Here is a 21,762-nt window from a genome sequence, read left to right as displayed (position 1 = left end):
GCCGCCTGCGGGGTATCGCAGGCGGCGACCTTAGAATAAGAGGGGCTCTTGATATGAATGACACCATTGCGCGCCTTGTGGTGGGACGTCTGGGGATCGGTGTGATCACCTTGCTGATAGTCTCGCTGGTGGTGTTCTTCCTCACCAGCCTGTTGCCCGGCGATGCCGTGCAGGAAATGCTCGGTCAGGAGGCCACACCGCAAGCGGTGGCGGCCATGCGTGCGCAGCTCGGTCTGGATCAACCGGTGTACCTGCGCTACCTGTACTGGCTGGGTGGACTGCTCAGCGGCAACCCGGGGGTATCGATGGTCAACGGCATGCCGGTGGGTGATCTGATCGCCAGCCGCCTGCCCAACACCCTGAGCCTGGCGGCGATCACCGCGCTGGTCTCGGTGCCGGTGGCGCTGACCATCGGCATTCTCTCGGCCATGTACCGGGGTTCGAAATTCGACCGTTACAGCAACATGCTGACGGTATTCGCGGTATCCGTGCCGGAGTTCCTCATCGCCACCATCGCCGTGCTGATCTTCGCGGTGAAGCTGGGCTGGCTGTCGGCCTTGTCGCGCAACGTCGATGTGCACAGCTTCGGTGAACTGGTGCGCGTCTACGCCATGCCGGTGCTGACCCTGTGCTGCGTGCTGATCGCGCAGATGGCGCGCATGACCCGCGCGGCGGTGATCGACCAGCTCAGCTCGCCCTATGTGGAAATGGCTGTGCTCAAGGGTGCGCGCCCGATTCGCGTGGTGCTGCGCCATGCGCTGCCCAACGCCATCGGACCGATTGCCAATGCTGTCGCGCTGAGCCTGTCGTACCTGCTTGGCGGCGTGGTCATCGTCGAGTCGATCTTCAACTATCCGGGCATCGCCACGCTGATCGTCAACGGCGTGATCACCCGCGACATGCCCCTGGTACAGGCCTGTGTGATGCTGTTCTGCCTGGGCTTTCTGGTGCTGGTACTGCTGGCCGACCTCTGTGCCATCCTGTCTAACCCGAGGCTGCGCAAATGAAAACGGACACCGTATCCACACAAGCGAACGTAGCGCTGAGCAATGAATCCGTCGAGGCGGCGGTGGCACCCGTGGCGCCGCGCAAACGCCGACTGGCGCTGTCCGGTGCCGGCATCGTCGGTTTGCTGCTGGTGTTGTTCTGGGCCGTGATGGCGGTGGCTGGCCCCTGGCTGGCGCCGCACGACCCCAACGCCCTGGTCAGCGACGACTTCTTCGGCCCGCTCAGCCTGCAATATCCGTTGGGCAGCGATTACCTGGGCCGCGATATGCTCAGCCGCCTGCTGCAGGGCGCGCCGTACACCATCGGCGTGGCGCTGCTGGCTACTGTACTGGCTTGCGCCGCCGGTGTTCTGCTTGCGTTGGTGGCGGCGGCCTCCGGCGGCTGGCTGGATGCCCTGATCAGTCGTACCCAGGACGCCCTGATCGCCATTCCCAACAAGATCTTCGCCCTGCTGATGGTGGCCACGTTCGGCTCCTCGGTACCCTTGTTGCTGTTGATGGCGGCCTTCGCCTACATGCCCGGCTCATTTCGCATCTCCCGCGCCGTGGCGGTCAACCTGATGACCATGGACTTCGTGCGGGTCGCGCGCACCCGTGGCGAGGGCATGGCCTACATCATCTTCATCGAGGTGCTGCCGAACATGCTGCGCCCGGTGTTCACCGATTTCGGCCTGCGCTTCGTCTACGTCGTGCTGCTGCTCAGCGCCATGAGCTTCCTCGGCTTAGGCATTCAGCCGCCAGAGGCCGACTGGGGCTCACTGGTGCGCGAAAACATTCAGGGCCTGGGGCAGGGTGCCCCGGCGGTGCTGGCTCCGGCACTGGCCATCGCCAGCCTGACCATGGGCGTCAACCTGCTCATCGACAGCCTCGGCGGGCGAACCCAGCACGGCAGGGAGAAGTGAGATGAAGCAGATCGTCAAGGTAAGTGGCCTGCAAGTGGCCGCGCGCAACGACCAGGGCGTCGACGTGCCGATCGTGCACGGTGCCGAGTTCAGCCTGAACAAGGGCGAGGTGCTGGCGCTGATCGGCGAGTCCGGCTCGGGCAAGAGCACCATTGCCCTGTCGCTGATGGGCTATGCCCGTGCGGGTTGCCGCATCGTCGGCGGCTCGGTGCGCATCGGCGACGTCGATGTGCTGCAACTCTCCAACAGCGAGCTGGCCAAACTGCGCGGGCGCACCGTGGCCTATATCGCGCAGAGCGCGGCGGCGGCCTTCAACCCGTCGAAGAGCATCATGGAACAGGTGATCGAAAGCGCCCTGATTCATGGTGTGCTGTCGCGCAAACAGGCCCAGGAAAAGGCCGTGGAGCTGTTCCGCGCCCTGGCCCTGCCGGAGCCCGAGCGCATCGGCGCGCGCTATCCGCATCAGGTCTCGGGTGGCCAGTTGCAGCGGCTGATGGCGGCCATGGCGCTGATCACCGATCCGGCGCTGGTGATTCTCGATGAACCGACCACGGCACTGGACGTGACCACCCAGATCGAAGTGCTGCGCGCCTTCAAGCAGGTGGTGCGCGAGCGCGATACCACGGCCATCTACGTGTCTCACGACCTGGCGGTGGTGGCGCAGATGGCCGACCGCATCATCGTCCTGCGCGATGGCCAGATTCAGGAGCACGAAAGCACCGAGCAGATTCTGCGCGCGCCGCAGCACCCCTATACGCAAAGCCTGCTGGCGGCGATGAAACCGGTGGTGCAAAGCGGCGTCTGCGATCACCAGGTCACCCCTGAAGAGGACGGCCTGTTGCTCGATGTGCGGGGTCTGGAAATCTGCTACGGGCTGAAGAAGGTGCTGCACAACGTCGACCTCAAGGTGCGGCGTGGCGAGGCGGTCGGCGTGATCGGCGAGTCCGGCTCGGGCAAGACCACCCTGGCCCAGGCCATCGCCGGCCTGGTCGAACCCTCGGCCGGGCAGATCCTGCTCGATGGCCAGCCTTTGAGCCGCTCCCTGGATGGGCGCAGCCGCGAGCAGTTCCGACGTATCCAGTACGTGTTCCAGAATGCCGACACGGCGCTCAACCCCCGCCATAGCATCGCCGACATCCTGGCGCGCCCGCTGCGCTTCTACCACGGCATGAAGGGCGCGCAGCAGCAACGGCGCATGGCCGAGCTGCTGGAATTGGTGCAGTTGCCGGCCGGCATCGCCCAGCGCCGCCCAGGCGAGCTGTCCGGCGGCCAGAAACAACGCATCAACCTCGCACGGGCGCTGGCTGCCGAACCGGATCTGATTCTCTGCGACGAGGTCACCTCGGCACTCGATACCGTGGTCGGCGCGGCGATTCTCGAGTTGCTGCGTGAGCTGCGCCGCGAGCTGGGTCTGTCCTACCTGTTCATCAGCCACGACATCTCCACGGTGCGTGCGCTGTGTGACGACATCGTGGTGATGTACAGCGGCCACAAGGTAGAGGCCGGCACGCAGGAGGCTTTTGCCGAGGCACCGTTCCACCCTTACACCGACCTGCTGATCAACTCGGTGCCGGAGCTGCGCCAGGGTTGGCTGGAGAGCTGCGGGGCCAACTACGGCTCGTTGCCGGCGATAGGCGAGCCGCTCGCCGGGGCCAAGCTCTGCCCGTTCCTCAACCGCTGCCCCGTGCGGGTCGACGGTCTGTGCAACCGCAGCATGCCGCCGCGCGGGCTGATTCTCGGTGGCAGCGAGGTGCTCTGCCACCGCAGCAGCGCCGAGTTGCAGCACGCGCAGCAGGCCCTGCCGGTTAGCAGCAGCCGCAAAACGGAGGCCTACGCATGAGAGCCCGTGCACTGGACATCTTCAAACGCCTGATCGCCTTCGACACCGTCTCCTCGGAGCCGAACCTGGCGCTGATCGACTACGTGCGCGAGCTGCTGGCGAGCAAGGGCATCGAGTCGCTGATCGTCAAGGACGAGAGCGGGCGCAAGGCCAACCTGTTCGCCAGCGTTGGCCCACGCGAGGTGCCGGGCATCCTCTTGTCCGGGCATACCGATGTGGTGCCGGCTGCCGGCCAGGCCTGGACGCTGCCGGCCTTCGAGCTGACCCAGCGCGACGGGCGTCTGTACGGGCGCGGCAGTTGCGACATGAAGGGCTTCATCGCCCTGGCCATCGACGCCATGCTCACCGCAGCCGACAGCCCCCTGAGCCGCCCACTGCAACTGGCCCTGTCGCATGACGAGGAGATCGGCTGCGTCGGCGTACGCCGCCTGCTCGACGTACTGCACCTGGCACCGGTCCGGCCGATGCTGTGCATCGTCGGCGAGCCGACGGGCATGCAGTTCGTCCTCGGTCACAAGGGCAAGGGCTCCTACCGCGCCTTGTGCCACGGCCAGGAGGCGCATTCCTCGCTGGCGCCGCGCTCGGCCAATGCCATCCACCTGGCTTGCGACTTCATCGCCGCCCTGCGCCAGGGCCAGCAATACCTGCAACGCCAGGGCGCGCAGGACGCCGCCTACGACGTGCCCTATAGCACCGTGCATGTCGGCCAGATCACCGGCGGCAGGGCGCTGAACATCGTGCCCAACCTGTGCAGCCTGGACTTCGAGGTGCGCAACCTGCCGGCCGATGATCTCGATGGCTTCATCGAGCAGATGCGCGAGCAGGCCGAGGCCATTGCCGCCGAGGCCAAGCGCCTGTCCAGCGTGGCGGCCATCGAAATCGAGACGCTGAACGTCTACCCCGGCCTCGACACCCACCCGAGCGTCGAAGCCGTGCGTTTTCTACAAGCCTTTGCCGAACCCGGCACGGGCACCGCCAAGGTGTCGTTCGGCACCGAAGGCGGGCTGTTCACCCAGCGTCTGGATGTGCCGGTGGTGGTCTGTGGGCCGGGCTCCATCGAGCAGGCGCACAAGCCCGACGAGTTCGTCGAGCTGAGCCAGATGGATGCCGGCGAGCGTTTTCTCGATGGCCTGCTGGGCTCGTTGCGCAACTGAAAAAGAGCCCCGGCAGAGCCTGCCGTGGCGCGGCGATTTTCAGCATCCGCCACTGTGCAACGGTCGCTTTCAGCATCCTCGTCTGTAGCCCCTCAATAGACTGAAGGCTGTCTCGAAACCGGAGTCCATCATGTTGAAGAATCGTTTGCAGGATCCCAGCCTTCTGGCCGAGCGTGCCTATATCGACGGGCAGTGGCAGGGCGCCGACGATGGCGCCACCCTGGAGGTGATCAACCCCGCCACTGGCGAGTGCATCGCCCGTGTACCGGCTCTGCAGGGCAGCGAAACCCGCCGCGCCATCGAAGCCGCCGAGCGTGCCTGGCCGGCCTGGCGTGCGCGCCCGGCCGCCGAACGAGCGGCGCTGCTGGAGCGCTGGTATCAGGCCATGCTCGACAACCTCGACGATCTGGCCCTGATCATGACCTGCGAGCAGGGCAAGCCTCTGGCCGAAGCCCAGGGTGAGATCCGCTATGGCGCCAGTTTCGTCAAATGGTTCGCCGAGGAGGCGCGCCGCGTCTATGGCGAGACCATTCCCACGCCCAGCGGCGACCGCCGCCTGATGACCCTCAAACAGCCCGTTGGGGTGTGCGCGGCCATTACCCCATGGAACTTCCCCAACGCCATGATCACCCGCAAATGCGCGCCGGCCCTGGCGGCTGGTTGCCCGATCGTGGTCAAACCGTCCGAGCTGACGCCGCTGTCGGCCCTGGCTCTGGCAGTACTGGCCGAGCGCGTGGGCATCCCTGCCGGGGTGTTCAACGTACTGACCGGTATGCCGGCGGGTATCGGTGAAGAACTCACCGGCAACCCCACGGTGCGCAAGATTTCCTTCACCGGCTCCACCGCCGTGGGCCGCCTGCTGATGCGCCAGAGCGCCGAGCAGATCAAACGCCTGAGCCTGGAACTGGGCGGCAACGCGCCCTTTATCGTGTTCGACGACGCCGACCTCGAACAGGCCATTGCCGGGGTGATGCAGAGCAAGTTCCGTAACGCCGGGCAGACTTGCGTCTGCGCCAACCGCATCCTGGTCCAGGACGGCATCTACGAGCGCTTCGCCGCGCGCCTGGTGGAGGAGGTGGGCAAGCTCAAGGTCGGCGACGGCCTGGAAGCTGGCACCACTATCGGCCCGCTGATCAACGCGGCTGCCGTGAGCAAGGTCGCCCGGCATATCGACGATGCCCTGAGTCAGGGCGCGCAACTGCTGTGTGGCGCAGTGCCGACGGGCGAGGGGCAGTTCGTCCAGCCCAGCGTACTCGGCGATGCCAACCCAAGCATGCTGCTGGCCAACGAAGAAACCTTCGGCCCGGTCGCCCCACTGATGCGTTTTGCCACCGAGCAGCAGGCACTGGAAATGGCCAACGCCACCCCGTACGGCCTCGGCGCCTACTTCTTTACCCAGAACATGGGGCGCTCCTGGCGCTTTGGCGAGGCACTGGAGTTCGGCATGGTCGGCCTCAACACCGGGTTGATCTCCATGGAAGTGGCGCCCTTCGGTGGCGTCAAACAGTCGGGACTAGGCCGCGAGGGCTCCAAGTACGGCCTCGACGAATACCTGGAAATCAAGGCATTCCATATCGGCGGCTTGTTGGGCGCGTGAGGTGAGGCATGAGCACGACATACAGAATCGCCGCGATCGCCGGTGACGGCATCGGCCAGGAAGTGTTGCCCGAAGGACTGCGCGTGCTGGAACGGGCCGCCGCCAAATGGAACCTAGATCTGAACATTGAAGTGTTCGAGTGGGCCAGTTGCGACTACTACCTGCAGCACGGGAAGATGATGCCCGACGATTGGTTCGAGCAGCTCAAGGGCTTCGATGCCATCTACTTCGGCGCCGTCGGCTGGCCGGACAAGGTGCCCGATCACATCTCCCTATGGGGCTCGCTGCTCAAGTTTCGCCGCGACTTCGATCAGTACGTGAACATCCGTCCGGTGCGCCTGTTCCCCGGCGTGCCATGCCCGCTGGCCGGGCGTGAGCCGGGCGACATCGATTTCGTGGTGATCCGCGAGAACACCGAGGGCGAATATTCCTCGGTGGGCGGCAAGATGTTCGAGGGCACCGAGCACGAGTTCGTGCTGCAGGAGTCGGTGTTCACGCGCCGTGGCGTGGACCGGATTCTCAAGTTCGCCTTCGACCTGGCGCAGAGCCGGCCGCGCAAGCGCCTGACCGCTGCCACCAAATCCAACGGCATCTCCATCAGCATGCCTTACTGGGACGAGCGCACCGCGCGCATGGCCGAGCACTATCCCGAGGTCAGCTGGGACAAGCAGCATATCGACATCCTCTGCGCGCGCTTCGTGTTGCAGCCGGACCGCTTCGACGTGGTGGTGGCCTCCAACCTGTTCGGCGACATTCTTTCCGACCTGGGGCCGGCCTGCGCCGGCACCATCGGCATCGCGCCGTCGGCCAACCTCGACCCCGAGCGGCGCTTCCCCTCGCTGTTCGAGCCGGTACACGGCTCGGCGCCGGACATCTTCGGCCGCAATATCGCCAACCCGATTGCCATGATCTGGTCCGGCGCGCTGATGCTGGAGTTTCTAGGTAATGGCGACGAACGCTACCGCGCTGCTCACGACGGCATCCTCAAGGCCATCGAACAGGTCATTGCCGCCGGGCCGATCACCCCCGATCTCGGCGGCCAGGGTTCGACCCAGGACGTTGGCAAGGCAATCGCCGCAGCGATTTAACCCTTTGTGTTGGTGTTGTCACCCTTTGGCCCGCTCATTGGCGGGCTTCTTTTTGCTTGAGAGACGGCAGCGCTCGCGCCATTACCAGTACCCGCGCGGAGCAGGGCCGGCCTCACCAGAACGCGACGCAGCGGGCATGATCTGGCGCCAGGTCGGCAGTTAGTAGCCTCGCTGGCGGTCGATCTGCCCGCGCATCGGCTCGCCGCGTTGATGGCGGCGGATGTTGTCCAGCAGTCCGGCGAAGGCGCTGTCCGGTTGGGTCATCGCCGCGATATGCGGGGTCAGCAGAATCTGTGGGTGATGCCAGAACGGGTGCTCTGGGGCTGCGGGTTCCTGTTGCAGCACGTCGAGCACTGCGGCACTGAGCTGGCCGCTGGCCAGGGCTTCGAGCAGATCGGCTTCCACCAGATGACCTCCGCGGCCCATGTTGACCAACGCAGCGCCGCGCGGCAGTTGGGCGAACAGCTCGTGATCGAGCATGCCCTGGGTCTGCTCGGTCAGCGGTAGGACGCAAAGCAGGATGTCGCACTGACCAAGGAACGTCGGCAACTGCTCGGTGCCGGCAAAGCACTGCACGCCGGGGATCTGGTGCTGACTGCGAGCCCAGCCGGACAGGGCGAAGCCGTAGGGCTGCAGGGTGGCGAGTATCTGCTTCGCCTGCAGGCCGAGGCCCATGACCCCGACCCGGCGTTTGTTGGCAGGCAGCAAGGGGTGCGCCTGCCAGCGTCTTTCGGCCTGTTGCTGGCGGTAGCGCAGCATGTCGCGGTGCAGGCTCAGCACGGCGAAACTGGCGTACTCGCACATGCCCTGGGTAATCCCTGGATCGAGCAGGCGTACCACCGGCAGGTCTTGCGGCAGGCGGCTCAGATCGAGCTGATCGACGCCCGCCGACAGGGCGAACAGCACCTGTAGGTTCGGCAGCAGTTCCAGCAGATTCTCCGGCGCCTGCCAGGCTGCCAGATAGCGGATCTCGCGCGGGTCGCCAATCTCTGGCCAGGCGCGCCACTGAATATCCGGGGCCTGTTCGGCGAACAGCGCTTGCCAGTGTTCGCCGCGCACCGGGTCGGCTTTATAGAGCAGGGCCATGGCATTTTCTCCTGTAGGCAAAGACTTTCAGTGTGCCGTAGCAGCGGAGCAGTAAATGTCGAAATGGCCGCGCGCACCGCAACATGCCGGCTTCTCTGCTGGCCAATCCGGCAGATTCCGTGCCGTGGCCGATTCTGCCGTTTGCCGGGAGCAAAACAGTCGATCCGTATCTCTCGGCGGCCAAGTTCGGCTTAGAACTTTGCCGCGATTGCTTAACCTGAGCGCATTGCAGCCGCCTCCCGGTTGCCCGGCTCACTATGGGAGATGCCATGAACAGCAAATGCGAAGAAACCCCTTATTTGCTCCAGCAGCGTGATCAGTTCGTACCGCGCGGCTTGGTCACCGCCCATCCGCTGGTCATCGACCGGGCCCAGGGCGCCGAGGTGTGGGATGTCGACGGCAAGCGCTACCTCGACTTCGTTGGCGGCATCGGCGTGATGAACATCGGCCACAACCATCCGCAGGTGATCGCCGCGGTGCAGGCGCAGCTGCAGAAGGTCACCCATGCCTGCTTCCAGGTAGTGGCCTATCAGCCCTATATCGACCTGGCGAAGCGCCTGTGCGAACTGGTCGCCGGCTCCAGCGGCATCGCGCACAAGGCGGCGCTGTTCACCTCCGGTGCGGAGGCGGTGGAAAACGCGGTGAAGATCGCCCGCGCCCATACCAAGCGCCCAGCGGTGATTTCCTTCCGTGGCGGTTTCCATGGTCGCACCCTGCTCGGTAGCACCCTGACCGGCATGAGCGAGCCCTACAAGCAGAACTTCGGCATGGCGCCCGAGGTGTTCCATACCCCGTATCCCAATGCCTATCGCGGTTTCACCAGCGAGATGGCGCTGACGGCCCTCAAGGAGCTGTTCGCCACCCAGGTAGCGCCGGAGCGCGTCGCGGCCATCGTCATCGAGCCGGTACAGGGCGATGGCGGCTTCCTCACCGCGCCGCCGGAGTTCCTCAAGGCGCTACGGGCGCTGACCGAGGAACACGGCATCGTCCTGATTCTCGACGAAGTGCAAGCAGGCTTCGGCCGTACCGGCACCTGGTTCGGCTTTCAGCATGCCGGCATCCAGCCCGACCTGGTTACCGTGGCCAAGAGCCTGGCCGCTGGCATGCCGATCTCCGGTGTGGTCGGCCGTGCGCAGATCATGGACGCGCCAGCGCCCGGTGGTCTTGGCGGCACCTATGGCGGCAATGCACTGTCGTGCGCCGCAGCCCTGGCAGTGATCGATACCTATGAGCGCGAGCAGCTGCTGCCCCGCGGCGACCGCCTGGGCGAGCGCCTGCGTCAGGGCCTGCTGCGGCTGCAGGCACGCTACCGGCAGATCGGCGACGTGCGCGGCAGTGGCTTCATGCTGGCGATCGAACTGGTCAAGGACGATGCGGCGCACAGCCCCGACCCCGAGCTCAACCAGAAGCTCATCGACGAAGCCCGCAAAGGCGGCCTGCTGGTGATCAAGTGCGGTATTTACCGCAACGTGCTGCGCTTCCTCGCGCCGCTGGTCACCGAAGAGGCACAGGTCGATGAAGCCTTGGATATCCTCGAAGCGGCCCTGGGGCGCGTATTGAACTAAGCCCTGGCCTCGGGCGATGCCAGTGATGCGGCGTCGACCGAGGCAGCCATAGAGTTCCACTTATGAAACACCGCGAGGGAGGCTGGCATGGCCACGGAACTGACTGACTATCGTGCACTGCTGATCGACTGCGACGAAGTGCTGGTTGATCGCGATTCCGGTATCTGGGCGGCGCTGCAGCCATTGTTGGAGGGCCTTGCCGATACGCCGAGCAAGAAGCAGATCCTGGCCGAGTTCAGGCGGATCGCCCAGGCGCTTTATCCGCGTTTCGGCGAACTGGGTTTCGGCGGGCTGCTGTGTTTCGCCCATCGCCAGCTGGCCGAAAGCCTGGGGCTGCAGGCCACCTGGGAGGAGGGCATGAGCTTCGCCCGTTCGGCAGGCGACTGGACGCTATTCGAGGACGCGCCCGGCGCCATGCTCTACCTGCGCAAGTTCTATCGACTGCTGGTGTACGGCGACCGCGACAGCGCCGACCGCGATGCGCTGTGCGAGCGTCTGGGCATCGCCGCCGAGGATCTGCTGTCGCGAGCCGGCAATCCGCTGACGGACCGAACCTGGCTGGCGGCTCACGACCTGCAGGCCAGGCATGTCCTGCAGGTTTCTGCGCCCGCGGCCAGCATGCTGGCGTCGGTCGATCTGTGCCTGATTCGCCGCGGGGAAAGCGAGCATGCACAACCTTGTGGGGCGCAGTTCTGCGCCAGCAGTATGGCCGACCTGGTGGCGCAGCATCAGCTGTCCCTGCGTCGCTGAATTTGCTAGAAAGACGGAAATCGGTGATTGAGACGTAAGCGATGGAAGGAATAGTCAAGCTGGACCGGATCGATATCAACATCCTGGTCGAATTGCAGAAAGATGGCCGCATCACCAACGTCAGCCTCGCCGACACCGTGGGCCTCTCGGCCAGCCCTTGCCTGCAACGGGTCAAGCGACTCGAAGCGGCGGGCTACATCTCCGGCTACAACGCCCACCTCAACCTGGCCAAGATCACCGAATCGGTGACGGTATTCACCGAGGTCACCCTGAGCGACCACAAGCGTGAAGACTTCGCCAAATTCGAATCCAACATCCGCCTGGTCGATGAAGTGCTCGAATGCCACCTGATCAGCGGCGGCTACGACTATCTGGTGCGCTTCATGACCCGCAGCATCCAGCACTATCAGGAAGTGATGGAAGGGCTGCTGGACAAGAACATCGGCATCTCCAAGTACTTCAGTTACATCGTCATCAAGTCTCCGGTGCTCAAGGACGGTGTGCCGCTGCGCAAGCTGTTGAGCCACCAGTGAGTATTCCCTGACTGCCCAGGCGAGAGCCTGGATAGCCCACCCTGTTCCCCTTAGTCGGTTTGTTTCCAGCGCTGCTGGGCAGCGTTGCGCCGAAGCGGCAAGTGGCCTCGGGCCAAGGCCAGCAAACGACGCTTGTCATCATTGTTTCGTCATGCCGTCACATCGCTGCCACGGCGATTGGTTGCAATCGCAGCAAAGGCCTGGAGGGTGCTGCGATGCAGATATGCGTGATAGGAGCGGGATATGTGGGCTTGGTGACGGCGACCTGCTTTGCCGAGATGGGTAACCAGGTGGTTTGCGTCGAGCGCGACCCGCAACGCGTGGCGATGCTGTCGCGAGGCGAGGTGCCGATCTACGAGCCGGGCCTGGAGGCGATGCTCAGGGCTCAACTGGCCGGCGGGCAACTCAGCTTCACGTCCCAGCTACAGGCCGGCATCCGTCGCGCCGAGGTCATCTTCATCGCCGTAGGCACGCCCAGCGGTGAAGACGGTTCGGCCGATCTGAGCCATGTGCTGGCGGTTGCCGACGAGCTGGGCGCACGGCTCGATCACGCCTGCCTGGTCGTGGATAAATCCACGGTGCCGGTGGGTACTGCCGAGCGCGTCGAGCAGCGCATCAATGCGGGCCTGGCGCGTCGGCAGAAACGCGCGCGGGTGTTGGTGGCAAGTAACCCGGAGTTCTTGAAGGAAGGTTCTGCGGTCGAGGACTTCATGCGCCCTGACCGGGTGATCGTCGGCTGCGAGGATGAGCGCGGTCGCGAGCTGCTGCGCAGGTTGTACGCGCCGTTCCTGCGCAATCATGATCGCTTGCTGTGCATGGGCGTGCGCGCCGCCGAGTTCAGCAAATATGCGGCCAATGCCTTTCTGGCGACCAAGATCTCCTTCATCAATGAAATGGCCGGCATCTGCGCGCGCCTCGGCGTGGATATCGAGCAAGTACGCCGCGGCATCGGCAGCGACCGGCGTATCGGCACGCATTTCATCTATGCCGGCTGTGGCTATGGCGGTTCGTGCTTTCCCAAGGACGTCAAGGCGCTGATCCGGACCGCCGAGCACGAGGGCATCGAGCCGGGTATCCTGCGCGCGGTCGAGGCGCGTAACGCGTTGCAGAAGACGCTGCTGTTCCAGGCCCTGCGCGAGCATTTCAACGGCCATTTGCAGGGCAGGGTGGTCGCGCTCTGGGGGCTGGCGTTCAAACCCGGCACCGACGATCTGCGCGAGGCGCCCAGCCTGGTGCTGCTCGATGCACTGTTGACGGCAGGCGCCAAGGTGCAGGCTTGCGATCCGGCCGCCACTGCAGCCGTCGCCGCGCGCTACGCGTCGGCCGTCGAGTCGGGGCAGTTGTTGTTGAGCGAATCGCCCTACAGCGTCACTCAGGGGGCGGATGCACTGGTGCTGGTTACCGAGTGGAAGCAGTTCCGCCAGCCTGATTTTCCGCGCATCCGCGGGCAGATGCGTATGCCGGTGCTGTTCGATGGGCGCAATATCTATGATGCCGATCAACTGGCGGAGCTGGGTTTTCTCTATCGTGGCATCGGTCGGCCTGCAAGCGGCAGTTGTAAGGCTAGCGCGGCTTGATAGACTGAGCGGGCATTCCAACCATCCCCATTAGGGAGTCCCATGATCAAGAAATGCCTGTTCCCCGCTGCCGGTTACGGCACGCGCTTCCTGCCTGCTACCAAGGCAATGCCCAAGGAAATGCTTCCGGTGGTGAACAAGCCACTGATTCAGTATGGCGTCGAGGAAGCCCTGGAGGCTGGTCTGAGTCAGATCTCCATCGTCACTGGTCGAGGCAAGCGCGCGCTGGAAGATCACTTCGACGTAAGTTATGAGCTCGAGCACCAGATCAAGGGCACCGACAAGGAAAAGTACCTGGTCGGCATCCGTCGCCTGATCGACGAATGCAGCTTCTCCTACACCCGCCAGGTGGAGATGAAGGGCCTGGGCCACGCCATCCTCTGCGGTCAGCCGCTGATCGGCGATGAGCCGTTCGCCGTGGTACTGGCGGACGACCTGTGCCTGAACCTCGAAGGCGACAGCGTGCTGGCGCAGATGGTCAAGCTGTACAACCAGTTCCGTTGCTCCATTGTCGCGATCCAGGAAGTCCCCAGGGACGAAACCTACAAATACGGTGTGATCGACGGCGAGATGATCCGCGACGATATCTACCGCGTCAGCAACATGGTGGAGAAACCCAAGCCCGAAGACGCACCGTCGAACCTGGCGATCATCGGCCGCTACATCCTCACCCCGGACATCTTCGAACTGATCCGCAGCACGCCGCCGGGCAAGGGTGGCGAGATCCAGATCACCGACGCGCTGATGCGCCAAGCCCAGCAGGGCTGTGTGATGGCATACAAGTTCAAGGGTCAGCGTTTCGACTGCGGTAGCGCCGAGGGTTACATCGACGCGACCAACTTCTGCTTCGAGCACCTGTACAAGACCGGCAAGGCATTCTGACGAAAGCGCCTGCGCGCGCAGATAAAGACGCCACCTTCGGGTGGCGTCTTGCGTTTCAGGGTATCGGCATCTGCTCGGAGCCAGGCCCTAATGGCTGGCCGTAGCTGAACTCCACGTAATTGCCTGCCGGATCGCGCAGGCCGCAGTAATAGCCAACCGGGTAGGGCTCATCGCGTGGCGGCCAGATCAGGCAGCCGGCGCATTCGGCCATGGCGGCGATGCGATCGACCTCTTCGCGACTGCTCAGGGCAAAGCCGAAGTGGCTGTAGTCGTTGTCAGCCAGGTGGCGGTCCTGTCCGCCCGGCATGATGACGAAGATGAACTGGTGTTCCTTGCCCGGCTCGGCCATCCAGACGATGCGCGTGCCCTTGCCAGGGCGCTGGTGGATCACCTGCATGCCGCAGAATTGCTCGTAGAAGGCGATGCAGGCATCGAGATCGGGGACGTGCAGGGCAAGATGAGTCAGGGTAGGGCGCATGTTCTCAACCTCTGCTGTTCGGCTTGGCGCTGGCCTTTACGGTATGCTCCTCGTCTGCCAAGGAGATACCCCATGAGTCACGACTTCGACCTGTTCGTTATCGGCGCCGGTTCCGGCGGCGTACGTGCGGCGCGCTTCGCCGCTGGTTATGGTGCCCGTGTTGCGGTCGCCGAAAGCCGCTACCTGGGCGGCACCTGCGTCAACGTCGGTTGCGTACCGAAAAAGCTGCTGGTGTACGGCGCGCACTTTTCCGACGACTTCGAGCAGGCCTCGGGCTTCGGTTGGTCGCTGGGCGAGGCCAATTTCGATTGGGCGACGCTGATCGCCAACAAGAACCGCGAGATCGAACGCCTCAATGGCATCTACCGTAACCTGTTGACCAACAGCGGTGTCAGTCTGTTCGAAGGTCATGCGCGCATCGTCGACGCGCATACCGTCGAGGTCAATGGCCAGCGTCACAGCGCCGAGCGCATTCTGATCGCCACCGGCGGCTGGCCGAAGATCCCCGATATTCCTGGCCGTGAGCTTGCCATCAGCTCCAACGAGGCGTTCTTCCTCAAGCAGCTGCCCAAGCGCGTACTGGTGGTGGGCGGCGGTTACATCGCCGTGGAGTTCGCCTCGATCTTCCATGGCCTGGGCGCAACGACCTCGCTGCTGTATCGCGGAGACCTGTTCCTGCGGGGTTTCGACGGTGCGGTGCGTGAACACCTGCGCGACGAGCTGAACAAGAAGGGTGTCGACCTGCAGTTCAATGCCGATATCGCCAGCATCGAACGCCAGGCCGACGGCAGCCTGGCCGCCACGCTCAAGGACGGTCGCGTGCTGGAAACCGACTGCGTGTTCTACGCCACCGGCCGCCGGCCCATGCTCGATAACCTCGGCCTGGAGAACGTCGAGGTCAAGTTGGACAAGCGCGGCTACATCGAGGTCGACGACCTGTTCCAGACCTCCACGCCATCGATTCTCGCCCTCGGCGATGTGATCGGCCGCGTGCAGCTGACGCCGGTCGCGCTGGCCGAAGGCATGGCGGTTGCGCGCCGGCTGTTCAAGCCCGAGGAATATCGCCCGGTGGACTACCGGATGATTCCCACCGCGGTGTTCAGCCTGCCGAATATCGGCACCGTTGGCCTCAGCGAGGAGCAGGCCATCGAAGAGGGCTACAAGGTGCAGGTCTTCGAGAGCCGCTTCCGGCCGATGAAGCTGACGCTCACCGAGGATCCGGAACGTACGCTGATGAAGCTGGTGGTCGACGCCGACAGCGACCGCGTGCTCGGCTGCCATATGGTGGGGCCGGAGGCCGGTGAGATCGTCCAGGGTCTGGCCATCGCACTGAAGGCCGGTGCGACCAAGCAGATCTTCGACGAGACCATCGGCGTGCACCCGAGCGCCGCCGAGGAGTTCGTCACCCTGCGTACGCCGGTCAGCCGCTGAGGACAGCATGCAAACCCTTTTCTACGTCGCCGACCTGTTCGGCGTGGCGGTGTTCGCCATCACCGGTGCCCTGATGGCGGGCCGCAAGTCCATGGATCTATTCGGCGTGCTGGTGATGGCCATCGTCACCGCCCTGGGTGGTGGCACCTTGCGCGACCTGATTCTGGACAATCATCCGGTCAGCTGGATTCGTGACGACACTTACGTTCTGGTGGCCTCGCTGGCAGCGCTGGGCACCGTGGCCTGGGTGCGCATGACTCGGCCGATTCACGAGAAGGGTCTGTTGATCGCCGATGCCTTCGGTCTGGCCGTGTTCACCGTGTATGGCACCGAACTGGCGCTGCAGCACGGTACGCCGATCAGCACCGCGGTGATCATGGGGGTGATGACCGGGGTGGTTGGTGGGGTGATTCGCGATGTGCTGTGCAACGAGATCCCGCTGATCTTCCAGAAGGAAATCTATGCCACGGCCTGCATCGCCGGGGCGCTGACCTTCATCGGCCTGCGCATGATCGGCACGCCGCACTGGCTGGATACTGCTGCCGCCATGCTGGTCGTGCTGCTCGCGCGCCTGGCCGCCATCCATTGGCACCTGGCGTTGCCACGATTCCATCTGCTTGATAAGCCCTGATCAAGAGGAAAGACCAGGTTCCTGTGCGCCGTTGCGACGTGACGAGTGGGGCACGAGCGCTCATTTGCGCCGTGGCCTGGGCGTGATGCCGGTCAGCTGTTCGCGGGCACAGGACCAGATGCAGTGCAGGGCCTGGCGCAACGCCACCGCGTCGAGGGTCATGACGCGTACGCTGACCCCGCAATCGTTGGGCAATGCGCTGACGCCAACGTAGCTGTCGGGCAGGACGGACAGTGCATCGCGCAGCTGCTGTTTGAGTATGTCGACCGGCAGACCGTGTCCCAGCAGCATGAATGTCGACAACGCTTGCATGCCCTCGCTGACGCCGGGCAATCGACGGCGCATGTCTTCGCCACTCAGTGCCAGCGTGTCTCCCGCCAAGAGCTGGCCGCTGGGGCTGCGCACTTCCAGATCGGCGCGATAAACATCGAAGGTTTCGCTGCTCCCTTGCGGCGCATGCAGAGAAAACGCGTCACATAGCATTACCCGGGCTTCTGGGTGCAGGGTCACGTTTACCCGGCTGTGCAGTTTCGCGTGGGGGAACAAGATCGTGGTCATCGGCAGGTATTCGAGCAGCGCGCCGTTTTCTGCCTCCAGACTGACCACTTGTCGTGCCGGCTGCTCGAGCATGCTATGCGCGATGGTGGCAGCACCGGTGCTGACGTGCACCTGGCTACCGGCTTCTGCGTGCAGGCGCACGTGCAGACGCTCCCCTGCAAAAATCCCCCCCGAACAGGATTGCAGGTACACCGCCGCCATACCTGGCGGATCGTCGGGGAGCTTGAGCGTGCGACCCAGATGAAAGGGGTAACCTACCTGTTGCGCAGAAATATAGCTGTCGCCACCCGCGCTCTGGCTGAAGGTGATCCACGCTTGAGGTTCCACGGATTCGGTCAAGGGACGAAACAACCTCTGAGGTGCGTTCATGAGCGGTCGAACAGCACGGCGCGGCTGATCGCGTCCACGACCGCATCGACGCCTTCACCCGTGGCGCAATTGGTGAACAGCACCGGCCTGCCGTCACGTGCAGCATCGGACTCGCGGCGCATGCGCGGCAGGTCGACACCGACATAGGGCGCCAGGTCGTACTTGTTGACGACGAGCAGATCGCAACTCAACACCCCGGGACCTCGCTTGCGCGGAATGTCGTCGCCTCCTGCCACGTCGATGACGAAAATCCAGTAATCCACCAGATCAAGGGAGAACGTCGAAGCCAGGTTATCGCCTCCCGACTCGATCAGAAGCAGATCGAGCCCTGCGAAACGCGCTTCGAGCTCGTCTGCCATCTGCAGGTTCATTGTCGGGTCTTCGCGGATCGCCGTATGCGGACATGCTCCGGTCTCCACGGCGCGTACTCGCTCGGCATCGATCAGGCCGCTGCGCCTGACGCGCTCGGCATCCTCGCGAGTCGCCAGGTCATTGGTGATGACCGCCAGTTCGGTACCACGGGCGATGAAGCGTGGGATCAGTTGCTCCAGCAGGCGGGTCTTGCCCGAGCCGACCGGGCCGCCGATCCCGACACGGGCGGCGCCGGGATGGAGTGGCAACTCGCTAGCCGATTGCGCATTGAACGAGGTTTTCATCATTTGCCTCCTTTGTGCCTGTAGGGTTAGCGCAGCATGTAGCGCTGGGCCAGAGGGACTTCGCTGACCGGCTCGCAGGTCAGGCGCTCGCCGTCGGCGTATACGTCGAATGTCTGTGGATCGACCCGGATATCGGGGCAGGCATCGTTGTGCAACATGTCGGATTTACGCAGAGTGCGGGTGCCGATGGCCGGCAGCAGCGCTTTCTTGAGGCCGAGCTTGGCGGCCGTGTCGGACTCGACGGCCAGACGATTGACGAAGTTCACCGACAACGCCTGCGGGGCTTCACCGAAGGCACCCCACTGCGGACGCATCATCAAGGGTTCGCAGGTGTACAGCGATGCCGCCGAATCCCCCATCACGCCGTGCACGATGAAGCCGCCCTTGACCACCAGTTCCGGCTTGACCCCGAAGAACGCGGGCCGCCATAGCACCAGGTCGGCGATTTTTCCGGGCTCCAGAGAGCCGATGTAGCGGTCGATACCGAACACCCGCGCCGCGTTGATCGTGTACTTGGCGATGTAGCGCTTGATCCGCTCGTTATCGCCCAGGGCGGTTGCTTCTTCTGCCAGGCGCCCGCGCTGATCCTTCATCTTCGAGGCCAGTTGCCAGGTACGACAGATGACTTCGTTGATCCGGCCCATGCCCTGGCTGTCCGAACCAAGGATCGAGATCGCGCCGGTGTCATGCAGGATATCTTCGGCGGCAATGGTCTGCGGGCGCACACGGGATTCGGCGAACGCGACGTCTTCCGGCACGTCTGGATTGAGGTGGTGGCAGACCATGATCATGTCCAGATGCTCGTCGAAAGTGTTCAGGGTGTAGGGGTTGGTCGGGTTGGTGGAGGAGGGGATGCAGTTGGCTTTGCCGGCGACGCTGATGATGTCCGGCGCATGCCCGCCGCCCGCGCCTTCGGTGTGGTACATGTGAATGGTGCGATCGCCGATGGCCGCCAGCGTGTCCTCGAGAAAGCCCGACTCGTTGAGGGTGTCGGTGTGCAACTGCACCTGGAAGTCGTATTCGTCGGCGACCTTGAGGCAGGTATCGATCACCGCTGGCATGGCGCCCCAGTCTTCGTGAATCTTCAAGCCCAGACAGCCACCGCGCAGTTGTCCCAGCAAGGATTCGGGCTTGCTGGAATTGCCGCGCCCGAGAAACCCGAAGTTGATCGGCCAGGCTTCGGAAGCCTGCAGCATCTTGCCCACGTTCCATTCGCCGCCGCAGTCGATGCCCACCGTGATCGGGCCGAGTGAACCACCGATCAAGGTGGTCAGCCCGGACGCCAATGCGTGCTCGCATAGCTGCGCCGAGTCGAAATGCACGTGCACATCGATGCCGCCGGGAGTGACGATCAACCCTTCGGCGTCACGCACGGTGGTGGCCACACCGCAAATCAGTTGTGGATGCACGCCATCCATGACCTGTGGGTTGCCGGCCTTGCCGATGGCAACGATCTTGCCTTCCTTGATGCCAATGTCGCCTTTGACGATGCCGAGCACCGGGTCGATGATCAGCGCATTGCAGATCAGCATGTCCAGTGCACCGTCGGCGCTGTCGTAGCCTGGCATCAGCCCCATGCCGTCGCGCAAGCTCTTGCCGCCACCGTGCAGGCATTCATCGCCTGGCACCGAATGGTCGAACTCGACTTCGGCCAGCAGCGAGGTGTCCCCCAGGCGCACGGCATCGCCGACGGTGGGGCCGTACATGGCGGCGTATTCTTTACGAGTCATCGTGGCCATGGCTCAGGCCCCCTTGAAGTGTTGAGCGCGTGCGCGTTGCAGGGCTGCAGCCTTGCAGGCGGGGTCGTGCAGGTTGCCGTTGGTCAGGCCGCTGAAACCATGGATGTCGCCGCTGCCGCCAAATTGCACCAGTTGCACCTCGCGCAGTTCGCCAGGCTCGAAGCGGACGGCAGTGCCGGCAGGGATATCCAGGTGCATGCCGAAGGCAATTTCCCTGGGGAAATCCAGCGCCTTGTTGACCTCGAAAAAGTGATAGTGGCTGCCGATCTGCACCGGGCGGTCACCGGTGTTGACGGCGCGCAGGCTCGCTCTGGGCCGGCCTTCGCTCAGTTGAATGTCGCCTGGCGCAGCGATGATTTCCCCAGGCGGTGGCATGCTTTCCAGCGGCAAGCGCCCGGGGCGAATCGGCTGATGCACGGTGACCAGCTTGGTGCCATCGGGGAATGTGCCTTCCACTTGCAGCACCGGCAGCAGTTCAGCGACGCCCGGCATGACGTCATCGGTACTGAGTATCGTCGAGCCGAAGCCGATGAGTTCGGCGACGCTACGACCTTCCCGCGCGCCTTCGAGAATCTCGTCGGCAATCAGGGCACTGGCCTCTGGAAAGTTCAGGCGCAGACCCTTGACCCGATGTTTACGCGCAAGCTCGGCGGCCGTGTAGAGCGTCAATCGCTCGAGTTCTGTTGGGGTCAACAGCATGTTCATGTTCCTCGTTCGGTGGCAGGCGCAGCGCTCGTCGCTTCAATTGGCAAAGAGTCGGAGTTCCTGGGATTCGTGGCGCATCACGGCAATTTCGGCCATGGGGGTGAAGCCGCTGGCGTCTTCAAGATCGGGGACGGGCTGGGCGAGGAGTTCCAGCAGCAGCGGCTGGATATCGGTCAGTATCCGTTGCGCATCGAGGTGGCCCATCACGCCCAGGCGAACGGCAGCGCTGACCAACCCCGTACACAGCCCGTGTGCGGCGGCGAGCTGGCAGTGATCGAGATCCATGCCCAGGCGCTGCCAGAGCAAGCCTTGCACCACGGCAAGATGTCCCGCAGCGGCGCCACTGGCGATGCACTGCTGGTAGGCTTCGGCGCTAGATGTGCCCATGGCCACATGCACGCCCAGCAATGATTGGCCTAGCCGGCGCGAGCCCTGGCGCAGCTCTTCGGCGAGGGTCAACGCCTCGATCCGTGCATCCAGCGCGGACAATGCCTGGAGACTGTCGGCGGCGTGCCAGGCAGCGGATAGGAACACCCGGTCGAAAGTAGCCCATCGATGACGTAGCTGGCCTTCGACGAAACCATTTACCTGCGCACTGCGATCGCGCGGCACACCCCGTTGCCGTCGTGCGAGCGCCACTGCGCTGGTGGCGCCCAGGCGCCCATCGGCAACCAGTGTCTCCAGCCCCCATGACCAGGCCACGGCGCCCCCAGGGAAAAAACTGTCGGCCTGCTGCAAGGCCAACAGACTGCTGTGCAATGGGTTCATAAACGCGACACTCGGCCGTCTGCCAGCATCATTTCCAGGCGTTCGAGGTAATCGGCTTCCGGGCCCTGCAGCGGAATCTGTAAAAGGCCGTCGGCAAAGTGCACTTTCCAGTGCATGTTGCCGGCGAAATACCCCAGCTCCAGCGCTGCAGCGGCGTCGCGAGGGCGCAACGAGAGGTATTGCTGATCTTGCATCTGCACGACGATGGCTCGCTCGCCGTCGAGCATCAGCACCGAGCCGTTGCGCAAGTTCTGATGACGCTCCAGGCGAATGGCGCAGTCGGTGCCACGGTCGCTGGCGAGGCGCAGACGATGACGCTGGATATCGCTGGCCGAAAGACTCAGGGTTTCGACCTGACCGCGGTGGCTGAGGTCATGAAGCTGCTCGGCAAGGGCGGGGTCGCTGGCTTGGCCGAGGATGCGCTCGAGTATCAACATGGCATGCTG

21 protein-coding genes are annotated in these 21,762 nt (G+C 64.1%); 13 read left to right on the top strand and 8 right to left on the bottom strand.

The features are described from left to right. The first annotated feature begins 53 nt into the window (after positions 1-53). The 6 genes from ACN8M7_RS07950 (at position 54) to ACN8M7_RS07925 (ending at position 7,588) form a co-directional block, all read left to right on the top strand. A complete protein-coding gene (locus ACN8M7_RS07950; RefSeq protein WP_490260392.1) occupies positions 54-1,007 on the top strand; it encodes an ABC transporter permease in 954 nt (317 codons plus the stop codon). Continuing rightward, a complete protein-coding gene (locus ACN8M7_RS07945) occupies positions 1,004-1,909 on the top strand; it encodes an ABC transporter permease (protein ID WP_490260391.1) in 906 nt (301 codons plus the stop codon). Before ACN8M7_RS07950 ends, ACN8M7_RS07945 begins: the two co-directional genes overlap by 4 nt. A 1-nt stretch (position 1,910) precedes the next feature. Next, a complete protein-coding gene (locus tag ACN8M7_RS07940) occupies positions 1,911-3,749 on the top strand; it encodes an ABC transporter ATP-binding protein (RefSeq protein WP_490260390.1) in 1,839 nt (612 codons plus the stop codon). Then, the gene (gene argE / locus ACN8M7_RS07935) at positions 3,746-4,903 is read left to right on the top strand and encodes an acetylornithine deacetylase (protein ID WP_490260389.1); all 1,158 of its coding nucleotides are present in this window, start codon (positions 3,746-3,748) and stop codon (positions 4,901-4,903) included. Before ACN8M7_RS07940 ends, argE begins: the two co-directional genes overlap by 4 nt. Positions 4,904-5,033: 130 nt before the next feature. Continuing rightward, positions 5,034-6,500, top strand: a complete 1,467-nt coding sequence (locus ACN8M7_RS07930) for an NAD-dependent succinate-semialdehyde dehydrogenase (RefSeq protein WP_490260388.1) — start codon at positions 5,034-5,036, stop codon at positions 6,498-6,500. A gap of 8 nt (positions 6,501-6,508) precedes the next feature. Further along, a complete protein-coding gene (locus ACN8M7_RS07925) occupies positions 6,509-7,588 on the top strand; it encodes a tartrate dehydrogenase (RefSeq protein ID WP_490260387.1) in 1,080 nt (359 codons plus the stop codon). Positions 7,589-7,747: 159 nt separating this feature from the next. On the opposite strand, the gene ACN8M7_RS07920 is transcribed toward ACN8M7_RS07925, so the two are convergent. After that, positions 7,748-8,674 carry a 2-hydroxyacid dehydrogenase gene (locus ACN8M7_RS07920; protein ID WP_490260386.1) on the bottom strand — a complete coding sequence of 309 codons (927 nt, stop codon included), beginning with the start codon at positions 8,672-8,674 and terminating at the stop codon, positions 7,748-7,750. A 269-nt stretch (positions 8,675-8,943) separates the two neighbouring features. Here ACN8M7_RS07920 and gabT point away from each other — a divergent pair, with 269 nt between their 5' ends. The 5 genes from gabT (at position 8,944) to galU (ending at position 13,981) form a co-directional block, all read left to right on the top strand. After that, on the top strand, positions 8,944-10,239 hold the full coding sequence (gene gabT / locus ACN8M7_RS07915) for a 4-aminobutyrate--2-oxoglutarate transaminase (protein WP_490260385.1): 1,296 nt from the start codon (positions 8,944-8,946) through the stop codon (positions 10,237-10,239). A gap of 87 nt (positions 10,240-10,326) precedes the next feature. Further along, complete coding sequence (locus ACN8M7_RS07910; protein ID WP_490260384.1) at positions 10,327-10,989, top strand: HAD family hydrolase; 663 nt, start codon at positions 10,327-10,329, stop codon at positions 10,987-10,989. Between the two features lie 41 nt (positions 10,990-11,030). Beyond that, a complete protein-coding gene (locus ACN8M7_RS07905) occupies positions 11,031-11,522 on the top strand; it encodes an Lrp/AsnC family transcriptional regulator (protein WP_061239364.1) in 492 nt (163 codons plus the stop codon). 215 nt (positions 11,523-11,737) lie between these two features. Beyond that, positions 11,738-13,099, top strand: a complete 1,362-nt coding sequence (locus ACN8M7_RS07900; RefSeq protein WP_490260383.1) for a UDP-glucose dehydrogenase family protein — start codon at positions 11,738-11,740, stop codon at positions 13,097-13,099. Between the two features lie 42 nt (positions 13,100-13,141). Further along, positions 13,142-13,981: a UTP--glucose-1-phosphate uridylyltransferase GalU gene (gene galU, locus ACN8M7_RS07895; protein ID WP_061239366.1), complete on the top strand. Its 840-nt coding sequence runs from the start codon at positions 13,142-13,144 to the stop codon at positions 13,979-13,981. 55 nt (positions 13,982-14,036) lie between these two features. On the opposite strand, the gene ACN8M7_RS07890 is transcribed toward galU, so the two are convergent. After that, positions 14,037-14,459: a VOC family protein gene (locus ACN8M7_RS07890; protein WP_061239367.1), complete on the bottom strand. Its 423-nt coding sequence runs from the start codon at positions 14,457-14,459 to the stop codon at positions 14,037-14,039. A 72-nt stretch (positions 14,460-14,531) separates the two neighbouring features. Between ACN8M7_RS07890 and gorA the strand changes: the two genes are divergently transcribed. Further along, positions 14,532-15,890, top strand: coding sequence for a glutathione-disulfide reductase (gene gorA / locus ACN8M7_RS07885; protein WP_490260382.1), 1,359 nt, complete (start codon positions 14,532-14,534; stop codon positions 15,888-15,890). Positions 15,891-15,897: 7 nt separating this feature from the next. Next, positions 15,898-16,521: a trimeric intracellular cation channel family protein gene (locus ACN8M7_RS07880; protein WP_490260381.1), complete on the top strand. Its 624-nt coding sequence runs from the start codon at positions 15,898-15,900 to the stop codon at positions 16,519-16,521. A 60-nt stretch (positions 16,522-16,581) separates the two neighbouring features. Here the strand turns inward: ACN8M7_RS07880 and ACN8M7_RS07875 are convergent, their stop codons facing one another. From ACN8M7_RS07875 to ureE, 6 genes are read right to left on the bottom strand one after another with little or no spacing between them, the layout of a single operon-like run. Then, the gene (locus tag ACN8M7_RS07875) at positions 16,582-17,448 is read right to left on the bottom strand and encodes an urease accessory protein UreD (protein WP_490260380.1); all 867 of its coding nucleotides are present in this window, start codon (positions 17,446-17,448) and stop codon (positions 16,582-16,584) included. Then, on the bottom strand, positions 17,445-18,104 hold the full coding sequence (gene ureG / locus ACN8M7_RS07870) for an urease accessory protein UreG (protein WP_061239371.1): 660 nt from the start codon (positions 18,102-18,104) through the stop codon (positions 17,445-17,447). The genes ACN8M7_RS07875 and ureG overlap by 4 nt, the downstream gene beginning before the upstream one ends. Before the next feature lie 26 nt (positions 18,105-18,130). Then, positions 18,131-19,843: an urease subunit alpha gene (gene ureC, locus ACN8M7_RS07865; RefSeq protein WP_490260379.1), complete on the bottom strand. Its 1,713-nt coding sequence runs from the start codon at positions 19,841-19,843 to the stop codon at positions 18,131-18,133. Positions 19,844-19,846: 3 nt separating this feature from the next. After that, positions 19,847-20,542 (bottom strand): urease subunit beta, encoded by a 696-nt coding sequence (locus ACN8M7_RS07860; protein WP_490260740.1) that lies wholly within the window; start codon positions 20,540-20,542, stop codon positions 19,847-19,849. 42 nt (positions 20,543-20,584) lie between these two features. Further along, positions 20,585-21,316: an urease accessory protein UreF gene (locus ACN8M7_RS07855; RefSeq protein ID WP_490260378.1), complete on the bottom strand. Its 732-nt coding sequence runs from the start codon at positions 21,314-21,316 to the stop codon at positions 20,585-20,587. Then, positions 21,313-21,753, bottom strand: coding sequence for an urease accessory protein UreE (gene ureE / locus ACN8M7_RS07850; RefSeq protein WP_490260377.1), 441 nt, complete (start codon positions 21,751-21,753; stop codon positions 21,313-21,315). Before ureE ends, ACN8M7_RS07855 begins: the two co-directional genes overlap by 4 nt. Positions 21,754-21,762 lie beyond the last annotated feature (9 nt).

The organism is Pseudomonas spartinae, assembly GCF_965197125.1.
GTDB lineage: Bacteria > Pseudomonadota > Gammaproteobacteria > Pseudomonadales > Pseudomonadaceae > Aquipseudomonas > Aquipseudomonas composti_A.
The sequence above is the reverse complement of the archived record's forward strand: the minus strand, read 5'-3'. Positions and strand labels throughout refer to the sequence as shown.